We start from the raw sequence: 19,816 nt of genomic DNA, 5'->3' as shown, positions 1-19,816 counted from the left end.
TAATAATATTGTTTAACCTTTCATAATTTGTAAATTTACCCTAAAAAAAATTGAGTTTGTATATTAAAAAATTTCTTTTAGTAGGTATTTTGAGTTTCATTTCCTGCAGTACTGGTAACCTTGATGTGATTGCAGACTTGCCTTCTGATCTCCCAGAAATAAGTGCTGTTGAAAAATTTCCTAATTCAGATTTACTATGGTTGATAGAAGACGCCGGAAACGACAATGTTTTATATGGCATAAACTTTAGCGGAAAAGTAGAACGTGAAATTACCATAACAAATGCAAAGAATAAAGATTGGGAGGATTTAACTACTGATAATAACAATACGATATATATTGGTGATTTTGGTAACAACAATGAAAAACGTGATGTTTTTACCATTTATAAAATAGCCAACATTAATACTATTTCAGATAAAGCAGTTGCAACAAAAATTGATTTTGAACTACCCAAAAAAATGAAGTCCAAAGATTTTGAAGCTTTTTTTCTTTTTAGGAATCATTTTTATATTTTCAGTAAGGAGCATAAAAAAGGTGTCGTTATAAAAGTTCCAAATATTGAAAGCTTGCATACTGCAGAACTGGTGACCGAATTTGAAATCACTGGTAAGCGTTCTAAAATCACATCGGCTGATATTAGTGAAGATGGTCAATCAATCGTTTTGTTAAATCATGATAAAGCTTGGCACTTTTCAAATTTTAAGGGTGATGATTTTTTTAAAGGGAATAAAAAAATGTTAGATTTTAAGCATAGTTCACAAAAAGAAGGCATTTGCTTCTTTGGTAAAAACCAATTGTTAATTACTGACGAACTACAAGGAAGTCATGGCGGGAATATCTATTCCTATAATTTAGACTAAAAATCTAAAGCAAAACCGAAGGAAAATCTCAAACCATCACTACCATTAAAAAGATTTACGGTTCCTGCTAGACTTTCAGCAGTAGCGACCCAAATTCCAAGCCCATAATCATTATGCCATTTTTTTGATGCTTCATCATCTAACCAAACTCGACCTACATCGAAACCACCAAAAACACCTATTTGCAATGGCAAAATACCTGTTTTAAACGAATTAAAACTGTATCTTAAATCGGCACTACCAATAAAAGCATGTTGACCAGTAAAGCGTTGATTTCGGTAACCACGCAACCCATTATTTCCACCTATATTTGCAGCTTGATAAAAAGTATAATTATCACCAAATCTAAATTGTGCTTTGGCATCTGTTTTCAATACAAGTTTTCTGTTTTTAGAAATAGCATTATAAAATCCCAAACTAGTATTTAAGTAACCATAATTATCTTCAATGTCTTCTAAATTCGATCTTGTTCCCAAATGAATATCAAAGGCCATGGCTCGTGTAGGATTTATTTTTCTATCAAAACTGCTGTACTCATAGTTTCCTTCAATGGCACCAAAAAACATTCTTTCATAGAATTCAGAATTGGTTGCTGGGACAACATCAGTAATAAATCTATCATTGGTGTCCTCAACTTCAATTCCTTGAAATATGGTTTTAAAACCATATTGACTACCAAAATGCCCTCTTTTTACTACGCCAAAATCCACGCCATAAATTCCTGTCCTCACGCGGTTATAATCCATGCCTAAATCATCATCCCTATTTTGAGTTTCATTTCCAAAGCCAAAAAAGTTATAAGTGAAATTTTCAGTTGCCAAATAACCTCCAATGCTTAAATTCCAATCACCAAACACATTTGCAAATTCGCCGTTGTAATCTAATGTCAAGCCTCCTGTTGCAAAATAATAACCTCCTTTTATTTTGTGTTGTTGCGAAAATGGATTTCGTTTAAAACCTTTAATGGTACTTGCATAAGACAAACCTATCAGAACGCCATCATCTGGATTAAACCCTATATTAGGTGTCATAACTCTTGAGCGCAGTATATTTTTTTTAAAGTCAAAATGGTTGAGATCATATATGTTGGTAAACTTGAACGACGCGCCATTTTTTTCTTCTACAGTATTTTTCTTTGTTTTGTGGTCATACACTTTTATGCGACGTCCATTTTTGATTATGTAAGTATCATTGTTCTGTCCTCCAATTAAACGTGTAAAAATAAGCCCTTTAGAATTTCCAGTTACTTCGAATATATCTTTGTCGTCTAAACCATAAACCCATAGTTCTTTGGTAATAGCTTTATCAAATACTCTATCAACAATCACCTCTTCTTTCTTGCCATCGATAATTCGGGATATTATTACACGCGTTTGATTGTTTTCTTCTCTAATAATTTCGATGTAATCGTCTTTATCTGTTCCGGTTAAAACAACCAATTCAGCCATGTAATTATAATAGCGCTCTGCAATATCCTTAAGGCTATTACGTCTTGCTTTTAGGTTTGTTTTTATTTCCTGAAATGTTTCGTCTTGAACCTCAATTGGTATTTTTGAAAGTGCCTGCTCAATAACGTCATCCGTTATATATTCCTGTAAAAGTTCGGCTTGATCCAACCAGACATTTTTACCTGATTGCTGAATTAACACACGATCTAATCGAATTCCAACATTGTTAATCCATTTAACATCTTTTAGTTCTTCCTCAAAAGTCTGGAGTTGTTTTGCTGCTCCAGCTGCTACTTTGGCAACATCTAACAGTGCACCATCAAAATTAGAAAAAACTTGGTCTCGGTCTCTTGGAATAGGCTTGAATAGGTTATCTCCATTTTCCAAATCAAACTGCGCCCAACGCCATTGATCTTGGTGTCTATCCCAATCACCTAAAAGCATATCGAACAGTCGCGCTCTTATAAAGGTTACTTCGTCAATTTTATGTTTTTCATCTTCTCTTATTTTCTCAATAATATCATGAGAACTTTCAATATCATCAGCATAGCCAAAATTTCTTTCATTAGCATAATTTTCTTCAGGTCGCTCTTCAATCATATAAAGCTCTCCGCCATATTCAGCGTTATAATCCCCTAGATATTTATGCTTGGGAATAAAATACAACTTGGGATTGGTATGATATATCTTCGCCGCATCAGACAAATCTGGAACTGCTAAAAAGGCATAAGGATGCGCAGCAGTATAAAAATCCATAATGAAATCCTCGACAGCAGTTTCCTCAAATTGATCAATGATATAAGTGTCTTTAAACAGAACCGTTTGTAAAAACTGTGTCGCACTTTTTTTTAATGCACGCATGTTTAACTCCCTCCCATCCTTGGTTTTTAATCGTAAAGAACGTGTTTGATGTCCGCCTCCTTTTCTTACAATCTCTAGGCCTCCATAAAGGGTATCCAAAGTAGTTACTTTGGCTTTAATTTTTGTACTGTATAAGCTTCGGTAATGATCTCCAAAAACATATTTATAAAAACCTGACTTATCGGTTTCTTCGTTACTATAAATTGAAACTTCAGCATAGTTTGGAAATGTATCTGGTAATTGGGACACATTATAGGGCTCAACAGGTGGAATTACTTCTTTTTGGTATAACAAATTTAATTTATTGTCATTAACACCATAAAACCTTACCCAACTACTTCCATCTTTAAAAACAGTTAATTCTGCAAAACCATTTTTTCCATAACTAAACAGACCGTTATTTGCCAGAACAGCTGTTGACTCATTTGATCCTGAACCAGAAACAATTTGTTTTATGGTTTTATTTTCTATGTATTGCAAGGTGTGTTCGTGACCAGATACCAAAACAAGCTTTTCTTCCTCATAGACCAACGTTTCAAGACGACGCATTAAATCATTATAACGTTCATTGTAACGGTCTTGAGTAGAAACACCGCCTTGTGTTTTTATTTGTGTTATTAAGGAGCCAATTACAGGTAATGGTATATAATTGTTAAAAGGAAAAATATGCTTTTTCGCAGGATAGAATCCGCCACGAATACCATTAGTAAACATTGGGTGATGCATAGCAAGAACTATTGTTCTGTTTCCTGCCTTTTTAATTTCACCTTCTAACTCAACAAAAAAGCGTTCACGGGTTTTTATCTCACATTCATCATTCATTGTGGGGTTTTTATCCCAATCCTCCAAATACCATTGCGTATCAATGACAATCAACTGAATTGATTTACTTACATCAATACTTTCTAAAGGACATCCATTTTCCGGCTGAAAACGGTTTTTACCTAAAATATCCTCAATGTACTTTTCCTGTCTCTTTAAACCTTTTACACCTTCCTTTTTCCAATCTAAATGACCAGGAATAAATAAGGCTTTCCCTTTAAAATCTTGAATTGCATCAACTTGTTTATTAATGACATCTTCAGCGGATTGTCTTTTATTTGATTCTTTTGATGGAAAACCATCAGGATAACTATTATCACCTAAAAAAAGAGCAAAGTCTCTTGAAGTAGCATTTTCTTTTAAATGCTTTTTAAAAACATTTAATATCTCCGTTTGGTCATTTACTGCACCAACATTTCCTATTAAATAAAATCTTCTGTCTATTTCCTTGTCTGGAAAAGCAGTCACTTGGTAATCGTTGTCCTTATACTGTGCTTTAAATGTAGCACATGAATTACAAATTATTATAATTAAAAATGTTAGTAAAATCTTGTAATTCTTCATTTAAAAAATTATTGCTTCCTTTTTTAATATCCTAAAAAATCAAAGATAGCACTAAAACAAATTTGTATTAATGCTATCAATATAAAATTGACCTTTAACACAATTTGATTCTAAAAACGATTGGGAAAATCACTGATAATACCATCAACACCATAACTTTTCATTCTTTCAATGGTTTCTTTTTCATTTACTGTCCAGGTATTTACTTTTAAGCCTTTTTCATGAGCAGCCTTAACATTGTCCATGGTTACCAAAGCAAAATTAGGATGAATAGCATGAGCTTGAACAGTTAGTGCAAATTGAATAGCATCAGAAACACTAGCTTTAGTTAGAACAGCAAGCGGTATATTCTTATTGAGATTATATAGGTTTTGTAATTCATTCTGCTGAAAACTAGACACCAAGAATTGATTATATTTCCAGCTTTTATTTTGCACATAATCCATGACGGTTTCAAATGTTCCTAAAGCTGTGTTTTTACCTTTAAGCTCAATGTTTATGAGATATTTACCAGCAATCAAATCTAGAACTTCAATTAATGTTGGAATTTCATACTTACCCAACACCTTTAATTGTTTTAATTGTGAAAGCGATTGCTTTGAAACTTCACCAGAACCATTTGTCACTCTATCCAATGTAAAATCATGAAATACCACCAACTCGCCTGAAGTACACTTATGGACATCTATTTCTATACCGTCAACACCAATTTCTAAAGCTTTTTTAATAGACTCAAGTGTGTTTTCTGCTAGATGCCCTTTAGCGCCACGATGACCAATATTTAATATTTGTGATTTCATTTTTTGTCCATAGGTCGCATAAGTCCTTCTTGAGCTACTGAAGCGACCAATTTACCTTCTCTAGTAAAAATATTGCCTTTTGCAAAGCCTCTAGCATTAGAGGTGTTAGGTGACTCTAACGAGAATAGCAACCAATCAGAAAAATCAAAATCTCTATAATACCACATTGAGTGATCTAAACTAGCTGTTTGTAAATTTCCCCAATGTGCTTTACTTGCATGAGGTTGTATAGCAACCGCCAAAATATTATAATCAGAAATGTAGGTCAAAATTTGTTGACTCAACGCCAAGTCTAAATCATTAACATCACCTTTTAACTTAAACCATACGTCTAGAACAGGTGGTAAATCTTTTTTTTCAAGTGGATTATTAATTACCGTTGGTTTAAACTCAACTGGTCTTGGAATTTCCAGAAACGTTTTGGTTCTCTTTGGTAATAATTCACCATAAGTTTTTAATAAATCTGACCAACTCATTAATTCTTCTGGGCTTTTTACGTTTTGATTTATTTCAATTTGATGCTCATGTCCCTTTTCATTTTTATGAAATGAAGCTGATAAAATAAATATGGTTTTACCATTTTGACTCGCTGTAACACGCCTTACTGAAAAACTTCCACCATCTCGCATTATACCTACTTGGTAGTTGATAGGTAATTCTAAATCTCCAGCCTCCAAAAAATAGGAATGCATAGAATGTAAAACGCGTCCGTTTTTAATGGTACGGTAGGCAGCATTCAAAGCCTGTGCCAAAACTTGACCTCCAAATACATTAGGGCTACCAACCGTTTTACTTATTCCTAAAAAGGTATTATCGTCTTGTTGATCTAGATGAAGTATGTTTAATAAATCAGTTACTGATGTCATAAAATTCTTTTTGTACAAATATAATTAAGAGCTGCATGATAGCATAGAACATCCAACTTTATGTCTAGCCCATTCTGGGCGTTTAACAAACCATTTTGCATATTCTGATTGTTCGTCATAGGGTTTCTTCAGTAATGTATATAATTCATTTATTAACCTATAATCACCTTTATCAGCCTCATCAATAGCTAATTGAGCCATATAGTTTCGTAGTACATATTTGGGGTTAACCAAATTCATCTTTGTCTTTCTATCATTATCACTTAACGTTTCTTCTTGAAGTCTTTCTTTGTATTTATTTAACCAAGATTTCCAGGATTGTCTAATTTTATCTGAAATGTCACTTGGTATGTAAAAAGCATCTTCAATAACCTGTATTCCAGATTCAGAATCATCCTTTCTCAGATTTGCTAAATTTCTAAAAAAAATAGTCATATCGGTTTCTGAAAGTTGCAAAACAGTTTCTAATTCATGAACTAATTTTAAATCATTTTCCTGTTTTAATTCTAATCCTAATTTAGAACGCATCATCTCTAATGATTTCACTTCAAAAACTGATTTATAATCATTTAGTATTTCTTCTAATGGTTTTGGGTCTTCAATTAATGGATATAAGGCATTAGCTAATTGATAAAGATTCCACAAACCAATATTTGGTTGATTTCCATAACGATATCTTTTATGCTGGCTATCCGTTGTATTTGGTGTCCAGCCAAAATCAAATCCTTCTAACCAACCATACGGTCCATAATCGATTGTTAGACCTAAAATGGACATATTATCAGTATTCATAACACCATGAACAAATCCAACACGTTGCCAATGTATAATCATGGAAAGGGTACGTTCCATCACTTCTCTAAAAAACTGAATGTATGTTTCTTTTGAAGGCTTTCCTAAATGCTGAAAATGGTGTTTTATTGTAAAATTTAATAGGGTTTTTAATGTATCTATATCTTGTCTTGCGGTGAAAATTTCATAGTTCCCAAATCTTAAAAAAGATGGGGAAACGCGACAAACAATTGCGCCTTTTTCGTAATCAGGATTACCATCATACATAATATCGCGTAATACTTGATCACCTGTTAATACCAAAGACAAGGCTCGAGTTGTTGGTACACCTAAATGGTACATAGCTTCACTACATAAATACTCACGAATTGACGAGCGCAAAACTGCTAAACCATCGGCAGATCTTGAATAAGGCGTTTCTCCAGCACCTTTTAACTGTAAAACCCATGATTTATTTTTGTGCTCAATTTCCCCTAAATTTATAGCACGACCATCACCCAATTGTCCTGCCCAAGATCCGAATTGATGCCCACCATAACACATGGCGTAAGATGTTGAACCCTCAATAACTTTATTACCCGAAAAAATGTTTAAAAACTCTTTGGAGTGAATAAAATCTTTTTCAAAACCAAGTGTTTCAGCAAGTTCTGGTGATACGTGAATTAATTCAGGGTTAGAGGTTTTTCTTGGTTTTACTTCAGAATAACATGCATTCAAAACTTGCCGTCTTGAATTTTCTAAATTCTCATCTGCTGGTAATTCAGCCGTAAATTTGTTTTTTATCTTAAGACTCATTTAATTTATTAATCCATTTGTCGAGTTCGTAATCTGAAGGGTTTCGCAATTTCTTTTTACCAAGTAATATAGTAGGAAAATTGAGTTTTCTATTGTCATACAAGTTACGTAATTCTTCAGCATTAGATTCATTATCTATAACATCAAGAAACACGTAACGTAAATTACGTGTTTCTAAAAATGTTTTATAATAGTTTGATTTATGGCACTCTTTAGAACCATATAATTTTAATATCATGATTTCAATTTATCAGCATGTAATGCTCGAAGTTTAGCTAACTTTGGAGTAATCACAAAACTGCAATATCCTTGTTCCCTATTATTTTTATAGTAATCTTGATGCTCTTTTTCAGCTTCATAAAAAGCATCTAAAGGCGAAAGCTCTGTTACTATAGCATTTTCGTAATATGGGTTTAGTTGCTTTATGACTTCTTCAGCAATTTCTTTTTGTTCATCATCATGATAAAAAACAACCGAACGGTATTGCGTACCTCTATCTGCTCCTTGACGATTTAACGTTGTTGGATCATGAGTTGTCATAAAAACCACTAAAATATCTGCAAAAGAAATTGTATTGGCATCAAAAGTAATTTGAATGACTTCAGCATGACCAGTTAATCCGGAGCATATCTCACGATATGTTGGATGTCCTGGCACATTTCCACCGGAATAACCTGAAATAACTTTTTCTATGCCTTTAACTTCTTGAAAAACGGCTTCAGTACACCAAAAGCAACCACCTCCCAGTGTTGCCTGTTGTAACTTTTTAGTTGTCATTTAGAGCCTCCTTATCTAAAATCATGGATTCAGAATTAATGCAATATCGAAGTCCGCTGGGTTCTGGTCCGTCAGGAAACACATGACCTAAATGCGCATCACAGGTATTACACATAACTTCAACGCGAACCATTCCAAATGAATCGTCCTTTTCGTATTTAATGGCGTTTTCAGCAATTGGTTGCGTAAAACTTGGCCAACCAGTACCTGAACTAAACTTTATGGTTGAATCGAACAACGGCGTGTCACAACAAACGCAATTGTACTTTCCTTCATCATAAGTGCTACATAAATCACCACTATGAGGTCGCTCTGTTCCTTTTAACCTGGTTATTCGAAATTGATCAGGTGTTAATAGTTTTCGCCATTCATTTTCAGTTTTTTCTACACGATTGTCTGGAGTTGGGTTTCCATTAACTGCAAATTTGATAACATCTTTCCATGTTAGCATAATAAAGTTTCCTTTCTGTTCTAAATTAATAATATGCTTAAGGATAAATATAGACGAATCATTTTGAATTTCCTTACAGTTAATAGTATTTGCTATTACGTTACATTATTTTTATTTTTTTAGTAATTTGTCATTTCAAAAATCTAGAGTCTATATGTCTAAATTGGTAGAGAATGCCCAAGATTATGTTTTTAACTTATTTAAGGATGAGTTAGACCAGTCCTTTTTATATCATAACTACAAGCATACTGAACGTGTTTTACGAAGTATTAGAGAAATAATAGAACATACTGAAGTTAATAAATCTGACGCCGAAATACTGGAATTGGCCGCATTATTTCATGATACGGGCTATATCAAAACTAGAGAAGGACATGAGGGACAAAGTGTGAAAATTGCTACTACTTTCTTGAAAGACCATAATGTGGATGAAAAAACAATTGAAGCTGTAAACGCTTGTATAATGGACACTAAATTCAAGGACACTCCCCATTCTAAATTAGGCAAGATAATTAGAGACGCTGATGCTTCACATTTTGGAAAAAAATACTTTAGTGAAGCCAGTGAGTTTTTGAGAAAAGAATTAGAAATCCAAGATATTGCTGAATATTCTCCCACTGAATGGCTTGACGAAAACATCAGAGTCCTTTCAGAGAAACATCAATTTTACACGGAATATGCTTTAAAAAATTGGCAGTCGCAAAAAGATAAAAATTTATCTAAATTGATAAAAGACAAAAAAAAGCGATTGAAAAAAATAAAAAAAGAAAAGATAAAAGCTAAATATAAAGCTAAATATAAAAATGAAAGCCCAGAACGTGGCATACAGACTTTTTACAGAGTAGCCTTAAGAAATCATATTAAATTAAGTGATATAGCGGATACCAAAGCTAACATCTTATTGTCTGTTAATGCCATTATTATCTCGCTTGTACTTTCTAATTTAATTTCAAAATTAGATTCTAATGAATATCTAGTTTACCCAACAGCTATTTTTACAGTATCAAGTGTTATTTCAATGATATTATCAATTTTGGCTACAAGACCCAATGTAACAAGTGGTGAATTCACAAAAGAAGATGTTGAGAACCAAAAAGTAAATCTTACCTTTTTTGGAAATTTCCATAAAATGAAGTTAAAAGAATTTGAATGGGCTATTGAAGAGTTATTAAAGGACAAGGACTATGTTTATAAATCATTGACAAAGGATTTATATTTTTTAGGTAAGGTTTTAGAACGCAAGTATCGTATTTTAAGAGTTACCTATACCATATTTATGACTGGTATAATTATATCCGTAATTGCTTTTGGTTTTGCTGTAAAATCTAGTCCTGAAGCAGAAGCTGAATTTAAGGAAATCTTGCCTGAAGATACTATGAATTCGTCATCTTACAATGATAATAGCCATTTAAAAAATAATGACTTTGTAATATAGAACAAAAGGAGTTAATGATTAAGAGCTAATTTCGGTCATCAAATCTTCGTAAGTGTAAAACTCTTCATCCTTTTTATCTTTACTGTATAAAATACTAACACGAATGGCTTTCAAACCTGTTACTGCTTGTAAGTCCTCTAACTCTACAATCTCTACATCTGTGTCAAGCATTTGTTTGTTTTGTAAAAAACCAATATATCTCAAATATTCCTGTTCATCTTGTTTGTGCGAGTAAACAATGGTTAACTTCCCTTTTTGAGTAATACGCTCATCTGTTCCTTTTATTTTTGCTTTATCAACACGTTTTTTCACTATTTCGTATCGCGCATTATATGTACCATCCACATCAAACTGTTTTTCGTCCATTCTGAAACTGATTGATAGCGGTCTGTTAAATACTAAAATCATAGATGCTACATCTAAAGCAACTGGTAGTTTATGGCGCATCAGATAGTAGGCATTTTCCATTTCGCACATAACTTGTAATTGCCAAAGTCTTAAATTATAGAGATATATGTCGTTAAAACTATCCTCTCTAGTAATTGCCTCACCAATATACATGTTGTGTTCAACACCATCCGTTTTATAACGTTCAAAAAAATGCGGATACATGGCTTGTGCTTGAATTTGCTTTTCATCTAGCAAAGCAGCCATTTTTTTATTGATACTGGAAATGGTATCATCAAAATCTTTACGATGTTCATACACCTCATTCATTGAGCGATTGATATGAAGATAATAATTATCAACAGCTGAAGCTATCAATTCATCATTTTTAAAATGATCAAGTAATGGATTAATATCCTGATTAAAGAAATTAATTATCTTTTGTTCGCTATCAACTTGAAAATTTGTTTTCAAGTGTTTTGAATAGTCTTCAATTTGAAATAAAAATTGCTCATAGATTGGTAAGGGTTCTTTTTCTAGAGCCAATTCCAAAATACCTTTAGCTAAATCCAATTGTTGTAATAAATCTAGTTTTGTAGCTTCATTTCGAGCATCAGAGGAACCTTGAATATCAATTTGTCCGTAGAGCGGATAGACATTATTAAAACTAATTTTATTAAAAACAGCCTCCTTCCCATTCATTTCATTTTTAATGAATCGTCTAGCTTCTGATTCAAATCGCCATAAAACGCTGTCATGTATTGCTGTACACTCTTTTTGAATTATTGCCTTTACTAGATTTTGCTCCTCATCTTTTGAACGTTCAACAGCTGAAACAATAAACGGCAAAACATCTACCAACTTATTAGCAACAATACTATTTAAAACTCTGGGTTTATGTGATACTAATTCTAGAATACCCATAAGTTCGTCATCATTGGCGATTGGAGCAAAAATAGCACTCTTTATACCTTGTTTGTGTAGTATTTTGACATGAGGCGCACAAGATTTGTTTTGTTTTGTGCTTGCTTCAACATCAGATATTGAAATGTATTGATTTTGCTTCAACAATTTATCATATGACCATTCACATAAAGCATCTGCGCATTCCTTAACATCCAAATCATCTAGTAAATAACTGCTCATTCCAGCACCATAAACACGTTCAAAAGTATCTTCTTCTTTATTATAAATTGAAAAGCCCACTTCTAAATCTTTGACATTCAATAAGGATCGAAATATTTCATGAAAGTCATTCATAAAACTCTCGTCCTTACGTTTATCTTGTCTTATTAATGTGGCTTTTATATTGGATATTGACTGATCATCAGTCACATCAAAAATATTAGAAATCACGAATCCCTTGAACACATAACTTTCCGGCGGAAACTTTTGTTTCCAAAGCTCAATGTTTTCAAAATTATCTAATAGTTCATAATAATCTGCTTCAGTTATTTCAGGAGCGTTTTCAGATTTAATAATCTCTGTAAAATCAGCATTATATAAGATTTTATAGGTTCTTAAAACGCCTTTTCCGTCAGGTATTTTATAGTATAATGGTCGCTTAAAATTTAGATTATATCCGTAACGAAAATTTAAAATTGCTGTACACGCTGTTATATAAAAATCATGCTCTGGAATATTCTGCATTTTTAACTCGAAGTTTTCGCCAGCAGTTTCTATAATACTTTTAAATCTTTCCGATGAATTGAAAATAAAATCTTGAAATGGAATGGATGCTGTTTTGATTTCATTTTTAGTTAATATAGGACTAAAGGCATCTTTTAACAGTAAACTGATTTCATTATCGTAGGTATTTATCAGTTCAGGATCTGAAAACCCTTCTCTTAAAATTGGGTTTTCTTCTGCGATAGTCATAACCTGTTTAGCTCGTATGGCTAAAGATTCATCTTGACTATCTAGCAAATTTTCATATTGCTCAATAACACTATTAAAGCTAATAAGCAATTTGAAAGGTGCCTCAATCTGATCGTTAATATTCATCCTGTTCATTTAAGTAATATACGAAATTTTCAACTATATGGTTTAGACGAGAAACTTCATAAAAAATAACAGGTATGTGAATGTAAAAAAACTACTTCACCAATATCATGTATTCCCAAGGTTTTAAAGTTACAGGTTCATTGCTCAATTCTAATTTTTTACCTGTCATATATTCATTATAGGATCCTTTTTCAGATATTGATATCGTTTGTTCTTTGTTAGAAAAATTGCCAAGGTAAATTACTTCGTCGTTCCCTTTGTGTCTTTTAAAACTTAAAACATATTCATTTTTCAAATCTAATGGCTCGTAATCTGCTTTCTGTTTTCCACCATGTAAAGCCGGGTTTGTATTTTTAAGCTCTCCTAATTTTTCAAGAACTGGCCACACTTTTCCTTTTTCTTTTGGTATCAAATCCTTTTCAAAAAACTTTAACTGATGGCTTAAATCATATTCCTGTCCAGAGTAAATTAATGGCATACCTGGAATCGCATAACTCAACGCTAATACAGATTCAGATGCTTCTTTATAGCGATCTGTTACTATACCGTTCCAAGAATTCTCATCATGATTGGTCACAAAATTCATGATAATGTCATCTTTTTCGTAAGCAGTATCTATATAGTTCATAAGCTCATAAAAATCATTAACTGACTTATCTCCTTTTACAATATCCTTCATCAAGTGATGAAACTTCCAGCCATATTCCATCTCGAACAAATCGTTTCCTTTCATAAATTTAGGCTCATCATTTTCACCCAACATAAACACAGCTCTTTCGGCTCTTAATTCAGCAATTGCACGTTTCCAAAATTCTACAGGAGTTGGTTCAATATGGTCACATCTAAAACCATCTACCTTTTCTTCTTTTACCCAATACATCATATCTTGAATCATTTCATTTTGCATATCCATATTGGTATAATCCAATTGAGCTACATCGCCCCAACCTTTAGAGGTTCCGTCCGGATTTAATGGGTCTGTAATTTCGCCTTTATCGTTTTTCACATAATATTCTGGATGCTCTTTTATCCATACATGATCCCAACCTGTGTGGTTTGGTACCCAATCTAAAATCACATATATACCGTTGTCATGAGCTGTTTTAACTAATTCTCTAAAATCTTCAATATTGCCAAATTCTGGATTAACTGCTTTATAATCAGATACTGCATAATAGCTTCCTAACATTTTAGCACGTTCTGTTTCATCTTCAATTAAATTAGCAAAATCACCACCTGTTGCTTTTCGTTTGGTTTCTGATATTGGATTAATTGGCATGAGCCAGATAATTTTCACGCCCAAATCCTTTAGCTGTGGAATATCTTTTGTAAAAGCATCAAAAGTACCTTCTTCGGAATATTGACGAATATTGGCCTCATAAATAACTGCTGACTCTAAAATATCATCATTTATAGGTTGAATTTCTAAAGTTTCTTCAGTTGTAATTTCTTCAATAGCTTCAACTTTTTTCTCTTGTTTACATGAAGCTAATATTGATAAGGTTAGTAATAAAATTGCTGTTTTTTTCATTGCTATTATTTTAGTTTAATTTTTATTTCTATTTCTTTTGAAGTATTCCAAGTTACTGGAATAGAAAGCGTATTATTTGATTGCCAATTGACAGAAACCCTTTTTCCGTTCACTTTGACAGTTGTTGGCTTCCAATCAATATTATGAACAATTACCTTTATGTTTTTTGTATTTGTTTGATAGTTATTACCTGTTTCTGCTTCAAAATCTATTTCCAAATTGTTTTCTTCTAATTCTGCCTCAAAAGTTAATAGCTCATACTTTCCCTTTTCAAAAGCATTAGGTGTTAAGCCATCATCATTGTAAAAGGTTCTTTCACTTTCATCTATTGAATTATGATAGTAGTAATGTAAATCAAAACTGTTTAAATTGTAATTATCTGTGCTTTGAACCAATTCAGCCAATGGAATAAAGGCACCAGCTCTAACAAATGTAGGTATTGAAGAAATGGATGTTGAAACCATTTTACTTTGTCCACCTGAAACTTTTTCATCTGTATAAAAATCAAACCACATATAATCTTTTGGAAAATACACTTCTTTTTCTGTGATTTCAGGATTTACAATTGGTGTTACTAAAAAATCATTACCCCATAAATAAGTTGAAGCATTCACTAACTGTTCACTATTGTTTGGTTCTTCAAAAAACAATGGGCGCATTAGCGGTTTTCCTGTTTGATTATTTTCAAAAGCCAAGGTATAGTTATAAGGTAATAACCTATAACGTAACTCAATAGCCTGTTTAGCCTGTTGCTTGGTTTTTTCTTCTCTAAAAACTGGTTCTGCCGGGACTTCTTCTTGAGCGTGTGGACGGTAAATAGGTTGGAACACACCATATTGTAGCCAACGTGTATATAATTCGTCGTCTAAATTTGCACCGGCAAAGCCCCCAAGATCACTATGCATATAAGCCAAACCTTGCATACTCATTTGTAAAGCAATTTCGGTTTGACTTTGCAATCCGCCCCAAGTTCTATTTACATCGCCAGACCATGGAATAAGTCCAAAGCGTTGTGAGCCTGAAGAACCTGAACGCATTAAAATAAAAGGTCTTTGATTAGGAAAATCTTTTTCATAACCTTCATAAACCAATCTTGCCCAATCGTGACCATACGTGTTATGAACCTCATCGGCACTTCCAGTTGCGTGTTGGACCCAAGTTGGATGTACTTCGGGCTCTCCCAAATCTCCCCAAATACCTTTTACTCCCATTTCAGCGAGACTTTTATAGATGTTCCAAAACCAAGTTCTACCTTTCGGATTATAAACATCAACAATTCCTGTATTCCCAAAATAAAAGTCATATCGAGCTGGGTTTCCAATGGAATCTTTTGCTAAAATATTTTTTGCTACTGCATCGTCCCATCGTTTGGAAGTAGTTAAGATAAAAGGTTCAGTAACTAACACTGTTTTCACTCCTTTATCACTTAAACCTTTAATCATCTGCTTCGGGTTAGGGAATGAATCTCTATAGAACTCTAAATTTCCCATGTGACCTTGAATGTCTTTGCCAAACCAGTAAATGTCTATAATTACCGCATCTACTGGAATGTCTTCTTCTTTAAATTTGTCAATAGTTTCTTCAACTTCTTGTTGCGAATGGTAACCAAAACGGCTTGAAAAATTACCAAAAGCCCAACGCGGTGGCAAAGGCTGTTTTCCTGTTAAATTGGTGTAATTATCTATTAAATCCAACCAAGAGCCTCCAGCAATTACCTGATAGGTCTTTCTCCCTGAAATAGTTTCGTAAGTTAGCGTGTTGTCTTTGTTACTGTCTAAATCTAAATAGCCAATTGGTGCATTATCAAAATGTAACATGTATTGGTTAGAAGATATCACAATTGGCATGGTGTAATTCATCAACTCACTTTCAGTTTCGTAACCGTAGTGCGCTTTGTTGTAGAGTTGTAATCTATGTCCGCGTCTATTCATTCCCAAAGCTCTGGCTCCACCACCATAGAGAATTTCATCTTCGGTTAAGGCAAAATCAATATTTTCGTGAGGATCTGTTCTATAGTAGCCATTTTTTTCTTCGGTGAGCTTTTTGCCTTTATACCAATAGGAAATATTGAGTGGATTTTTCTGAACTACTAAAGTCAAATCATCCATTTTAAAAACCACTTGTGATTCACTTTCGGTGTAATCTACATTCGAAAATGTTTTATCTAAAACAACGGCATGTGAATTAGAATTGTATTTTTCACCTTCAGGTATAAATGAAGTTTCAATAATTTCGGATGAATAAAATTTAGAGAGATATCTTCCATTGGAAACTTCAATTTCCAACTGATTATTATTTAATTCTGCTTTAATAAACTTCCTTTCCTGAACAGCTTCTGGGAATAACCAAAGTATAGTTTCTTCAAAGCTTTCTTTCCATAATTTTTCATTATGCTCACCTTCAGGAATTACTGTTGAATACATATTTTTTGATGGAACACCTTGACTTTTTAAAATCTCAACAACCGTATTCATATCTCTGACAGTCTGGTTTATTTCATTGAAATCTGTATTACCACCTTCTTTGCCACCTGCCAAAAAGTATAGTTTTGAATCTTGAAGCTTTTCTTTAGTTTTTGCAAAACTTATAGACTTTTGTGAAAACCAAAAAGATGGTGAGTAGATACCTGCCTTACCAAACACATCTGGATACTCCAATGCTGCGTAGTATGATATAAGTCCACCCATAGAACTTCCAATGATGGCTGTGTTTTCTTTGTCCGAACGTGTTCTAAAATTACTGTCTATGTAAGGTTTTAATGTATTGACAATAAATTCCATATAATGATCACCTTCTCCACCACCATATTTTTTATTTACCCAAGGTGAATATTCGTCTAATCGTTTATTACCACCATTATCAATTCCGACAACAATTAGTTCTACCTGCTTTTCTTTAAATAATCTGTTTAGCGTTTCATCTACTTCCCATTCATCTGAATAAGCAGTACTACTATCAAATAAATTTTGTCCATCGTGCATATAAATTACAGGAAAAGACTTGTTAGAGGTTTTATAATTGGGTGGTAAATACACCCAAATTTTGCGTTCTCTATCTAATTGAGGAATTTTAAAGTCTTCGGATAATATCTTAACATTTTCTTGAGCAGTTGAAGAAACAACAGAGTCTCTTGTCCCCCAATTCAATATGGTTATATAGACTGTTTCAGGTTTCTCTTGACACGTATAGTTTCTATTATCAATTTTGTCTCCATTTACATCTAATTCTTCTGTTTCCCAAGAACCCAATGTAAATTTAAATAGGACATTACATGCTTTTTCTTTTGGTAACGTTATAGAATATTGATTGTCTGATTTTGAGAGTTTATAATCATCACTTCCACCTGTCCAACCTTCAAAACTTCCAGAAATGTAAATGTCTTTATTAAAATCATGCGCTTCAGGAAGCTCATTAATCACAAAAGTGACTTGTGCATTTACACAATAGGCTAATAGAAAAAGTATGATTACAAGTTTGTTTCTCATTTAGTAGATAATAGTATTACTCCTTTTTTATTAAATGTGATGGCGTCGTTCCAAAGGAATTTTTCGCCTGTTATAACATTCTTTAATTCTTTCCCATCAAGACCTATTTCTGTATAACGTTTTAAATCGATAGTTATAGGTTCTTCGTTTTTATTTAAAATTAAAACAACGGTTTCTCCTTCAATTATTCTGAATAAAAAGTATGTCCCCAAAAATGGTGCAAAGTGCACTGTTTTACCATCATGAATAGCTTTGCTGTTTTTTCTGTAATTAAGCACAGTTTTTAAGAAAGCTTGCATATCTTTTTGTTCTTCTGACAAACCTTCTCCAGTAAATGCATTTATGGCATCTCCTTGCCAACCTCCAGGAAAATCTGTTCTAATTAAGCCATGATCACCAGGTTTATCGAAATCATCCATCAAAATTTCTGTCCCGTAATAAATTTGTGGAGTTCTTGGTAAGGTAAGAATAGTCGCCAAAGCCATTTTGGTGTTTTTTACATCGCCATTTAGTTGTGTGAAAACGCGACTCATATCGTGATTGTCTGGAAAGAGCATGATATCTTTTGGAGAAGCATAAGCAAAATCGTTTGCCAAGCCTTCATAAATTTTCACTAATCCTTTATCCCAAGATTCATTTTCATTCAAGGCATCTACTATATTTTTTTGCATAGCAAAATCCATTGTAGATTTTAAATTAGAATCATATCCGTCTTTATTATGAGCGCCTTCTTGCCAGTAACCAATGAGCAAAGGGTTGTAACTCCACTCTTCACCAACAATATTAAAATTTGGGTACTCATTCATTATAGCTCCAGCCCAATCGCTCATAAAATCTTTATCAGGGTATGGGTAAGTGTCTTGGCGTATACCTCCTAAATCTGCCGTTTCAATCCACCAAATACTATTTTGAATAAGGTATTTTGCCATAAACGGATTTCGTTGGTTTAAATCTGGCATGGCAGCTACAAACCAGCCTTCATTATTCCCTCTCCTATCATATTCGGAAGCATAACTATCTTGATTTGTTGTACGTCTGTGGTTAGACCCTATATTGGTTTCCCAATTCCAATTATCTATATTTTCTTCGTAGTTTTTTTGATTATTTACCCAATCTTCAAATGGTAAATCTTTCATCCACCAATGTTCCAAACCACAATGATTTGCAACTTGATCCATGATGAGTTTTATGCCATTTTTTTTAGCTTTTCTGGATAATTCTAAATATTCCTCAAGCGTTCCAAAACGTGGATCGACTTCGTAAAAATTGGTCATAGCATAACCATGATAAGACCATTGTGGCATATCGTTAGTAAGCAATGGGCATGGCCAAATTGCAGTAAATCCTAACTCTGAAATATAATCGAGATTATTAGTGATACCTTGTATATCGCCACCATGTCTGGCATAATCATCAGATCTGTCAATAACTTTTTCATTTAAATTTTCAAAAGAATCATTTTCAGGATTGGCATTGGCAAAACGATCTGGAGTAATTAAATAAATAGCATCTGAATTGTCAAAACCAATAAAATATTCAGCCTTTTTTTCTCTGCTTTTTAAATCGTAAGTATGTTTCTTTTCATCACCATTGTCTAACTTAAAAACTATATCAAAATTCCCTGATTTAGTAGATTCTGAAATACTTAAATCTATAAAGAGGTAGTTCGGACTTTTAGCCTTGTGTACTTTTTCTATTGTAATTCCTTGATATGAAATTTCAGGTGTAGTTTTTCCAATGTTATCATGATGGACTAACAATTGAAGCGACTGATCTTTCATACCAATCCACCAATTTGGTGGTTCAACTCTATGTAAAGTCTCATTGGAAACTTCTTGTATTAAACTTTCTTGTGAATCTTCATTTTTTTGACCACAAGAAAGTATAATTGAGAAGAATGCTATTAATATTATTTTGTTCATATTTTTGGTGTAA

Annotated in this window: 13 protein-coding genes; 2 read left to right on the top strand and 11 right to left on the bottom strand. The window is 33.0% G+C overall.

Features of this window, described 5'->3' with window-relative positions; translation table 11 throughout:
- Window positions 1-56 precede the first annotated feature (56 nt).
- Window positions 57-863 carry a hypothetical protein gene (locus HGK31_RS05140; RefSeq protein ID WP_191858763.1) on the top strand — a complete coding sequence of 269 codons (807 nt, stop codon included), beginning with the start codon at window positions 57-59 and terminating at the stop codon, window positions 861-863.
- Here HGK31_RS05140 and HGK31_RS05135 read toward each other — a convergent pair.
- From HGK31_RS05135 to msrB, 7 genes are all read right to left on the bottom strand, one after another.
- On the bottom strand, window positions 860-4,558 hold the full coding sequence (locus HGK31_RS05135) for a BamA/TamA family outer membrane protein (RefSeq protein WP_191858762.1): 3,699 nt from the start codon (window positions 4,556-4,558) through the stop codon (window positions 860-862). The two genes, HGK31_RS05140 and HGK31_RS05135, sit on opposite strands and share 4 nt — an antisense overlap.
- A 110-nt stretch (window positions 4,559-4,668) precedes the next feature.
- Entirely contained in the window at window positions 4,669-5,358 is a 690-nt protein-coding gene (locus HGK31_RS05130) for a glycerophosphodiester phosphodiesterase (RefSeq protein ID WP_191858761.1), read from the bottom strand.
- On the bottom strand, window positions 5,355-6,224 hold the full coding sequence (locus HGK31_RS05125; RefSeq protein WP_191858760.1) for an acyl-CoA thioesterase: 870 nt from the start codon (window positions 6,222-6,224) through the stop codon (window positions 5,355-5,357). The genes HGK31_RS05130 and HGK31_RS05125 overlap by 4 nt, the downstream gene beginning before the upstream one ends.
- Window positions 6,225-6,248: 24 nt before the next feature.
- Complete coding sequence (locus tag HGK31_RS05120) at window positions 6,249-7,811, bottom strand: protein adenylyltransferase SelO (RefSeq protein WP_191858759.1); 1,563 nt, start codon at window positions 7,809-7,811, stop codon at window positions 6,249-6,251.
- Window positions 7,801-8,049, bottom strand: coding sequence for a glutaredoxin family protein (locus HGK31_RS05115; protein ID WP_191858758.1), 249 nt, complete (start codon window positions 8,047-8,049; stop codon window positions 7,801-7,803). The genes HGK31_RS05120 and HGK31_RS05115 overlap by 11 nt, the downstream gene beginning before the upstream one ends.
- On the bottom strand, window positions 8,046-8,588 hold the full coding sequence (msrA, locus tag HGK31_RS05110; protein WP_191858757.1) for a peptide-methionine (S)-S-oxide reductase MsrA: 543 nt from the start codon (window positions 8,586-8,588) through the stop codon (window positions 8,046-8,048). Before msrA ends, HGK31_RS05115 begins: the two co-directional genes overlap by 4 nt.
- The gene (gene msrB / locus HGK31_RS05105) at window positions 8,578-9,039 is read right to left on the bottom strand and encodes a peptide-methionine (R)-S-oxide reductase MsrB (RefSeq protein WP_191858756.1); all 462 of its coding nucleotides are present in this window, start codon (window positions 9,037-9,039) and stop codon (window positions 8,578-8,580) included. The genes msrA and msrB overlap by 11 nt, the downstream gene beginning before the upstream one ends.
- Before the next feature lie 154 nt (window positions 9,040-9,193).
- Here msrB and HGK31_RS05100 point away from each other — a divergent pair, with 154 nt between their 5' ends.
- Window positions 9,194-10,474 carry a Pycsar system effector family protein gene (locus HGK31_RS05100; RefSeq protein WP_191858755.1) on the top strand — a complete coding sequence of 427 codons (1,281 nt, stop codon included), beginning with the start codon at window positions 9,194-9,196 and terminating at the stop codon, window positions 10,472-10,474.
- A gap of 18 nt (window positions 10,475-10,492) precedes the next feature.
- On the opposite strand, the gene HGK31_RS05095 is transcribed toward HGK31_RS05100, so the two are convergent.
- From HGK31_RS05095 to HGK31_RS05080, 4 genes are all read right to left on the bottom strand, one after another.
- The gene (locus tag HGK31_RS05095) at window positions 10,493-12,865 is read right to left on the bottom strand and encodes a GAF domain-containing protein (RefSeq protein WP_191858754.1); all 2,373 of its coding nucleotides are present in this window, start codon (window positions 12,863-12,865) and stop codon (window positions 10,493-10,495) included.
- Between the two features lie 91 nt (window positions 12,866-12,956).
- Entirely contained in the window at window positions 12,957-14,396 is a 1,440-nt protein-coding gene (locus HGK31_RS05090; RefSeq protein ID WP_191858753.1) for an alpha-amylase family glycosyl hydrolase, read from the bottom strand.
- Window positions 14,397-14,401: 5 nt separating this feature from the next.
- On the bottom strand, window positions 14,402-17,881 hold the full coding sequence (locus HGK31_RS05085) for a TIM-barrel domain-containing protein (RefSeq protein WP_223115302.1): 3,480 nt from the start codon (window positions 17,879-17,881) through the stop codon (window positions 14,402-14,404).
- The gene (locus tag HGK31_RS05080) at window positions 17,878-19,803 is read right to left on the bottom strand and encodes a glycoside hydrolase family 13 protein (RefSeq protein WP_191858752.1); all 1,926 of its coding nucleotides are present in this window, start codon (window positions 19,801-19,803) and stop codon (window positions 17,878-17,880) included. Before HGK31_RS05080 ends, HGK31_RS05085 begins: the two co-directional genes overlap by 4 nt.
- Window positions 19,804-19,816: the final 13 nt, after the last annotated feature.

This window comes from Hanstruepera ponticola, from assembly GCF_012931685.1.
Classification (GTDB): domain Bacteria; phylum Bacteroidota; class Bacteroidia; order Flavobacteriales; family Flavobacteriaceae; genus Hanstruepera; species Hanstruepera ponticola.
Note: the sequence above shows the minus strand (reverse complement) of the source record. Positions and strands in the feature narration are given on the sequence as shown.

Bases quoted from the DNA above. Each gene is read 5' to 3' on its own strand.
- HGK31_RS05135 (WP_191858762.1), bottom strand. From the start codon at position 4,558: ATGAAGAATTACAAGATTTTACTAACATTTTTAATTATAATAATTTGT.
- HGK31_RS05130 (WP_191858761.1), bottom strand. From the start codon at position 5,358: ATGAAATCACAAATATTAAATATTGGTCATCGTGGCGCTAAAGGGCAT.
- HGK31_RS05125 (WP_191858760.1), bottom strand. From the start codon at position 6,224: ATGACATCAGTAACTGATTTATTAAACATACTTCATCTAGATCAACAA.
- HGK31_RS05120 (WP_191858759.1), bottom strand. From the start codon at position 7,811: ATGAGTCTTAAGATAAAAAACAAATTTACGGCTGAATTACCAGCAGAT.
- HGK31_RS05115 (WP_191858758.1), bottom strand. From the start codon at position 8,049: ATGATATTAAAATTATATGGTTCTAAAGAGTGCCATAAATCAAACTAT.
- msrA (WP_191858757.1), bottom strand. From the start codon at position 8,588: ATGACAACTAAAAAGTTACAACAGGCAACACTGGGAGGTGGTTGCTTT.
- msrB (WP_191858756.1), bottom strand. From the start codon at position 9,039: ATGCTAACATGGAAAGATGTTATCAAATTTGCAGTTAATGGAAACCCA.
- HGK31_RS05100 (WP_191858755.1), top strand. From the start codon at position 9,194: ATGTCTAAATTGGTAGAGAATGCCCAAGATTATGTTTTTAACTTATTT.
- HGK31_RS05095 (WP_191858754.1), bottom strand. From the start codon at position 12,865: ATGAATATTAACGATCAGATTGAGGCACCTTTCAAATTGCTTATTAGC.
- HGK31_RS05090 (WP_191858753.1), bottom strand. From the start codon at position 14,396: ATGAAAAAAACAGCAATTTTATTACTAACCTTATCAATATTAGCTTCA.
- HGK31_RS05085 (WP_223115302.1), bottom strand. From the start codon at position 17,881: ATGAGAAACAAACTTGTAATCATACTTTTTCTATTAGCCTATTGTGTA.
- HGK31_RS05080 (WP_191858752.1), bottom strand. From the start codon at position 19,803: ATGAACAAAATAATATTAATAGCATTCTTCTCAATTATACTTTCTTGT.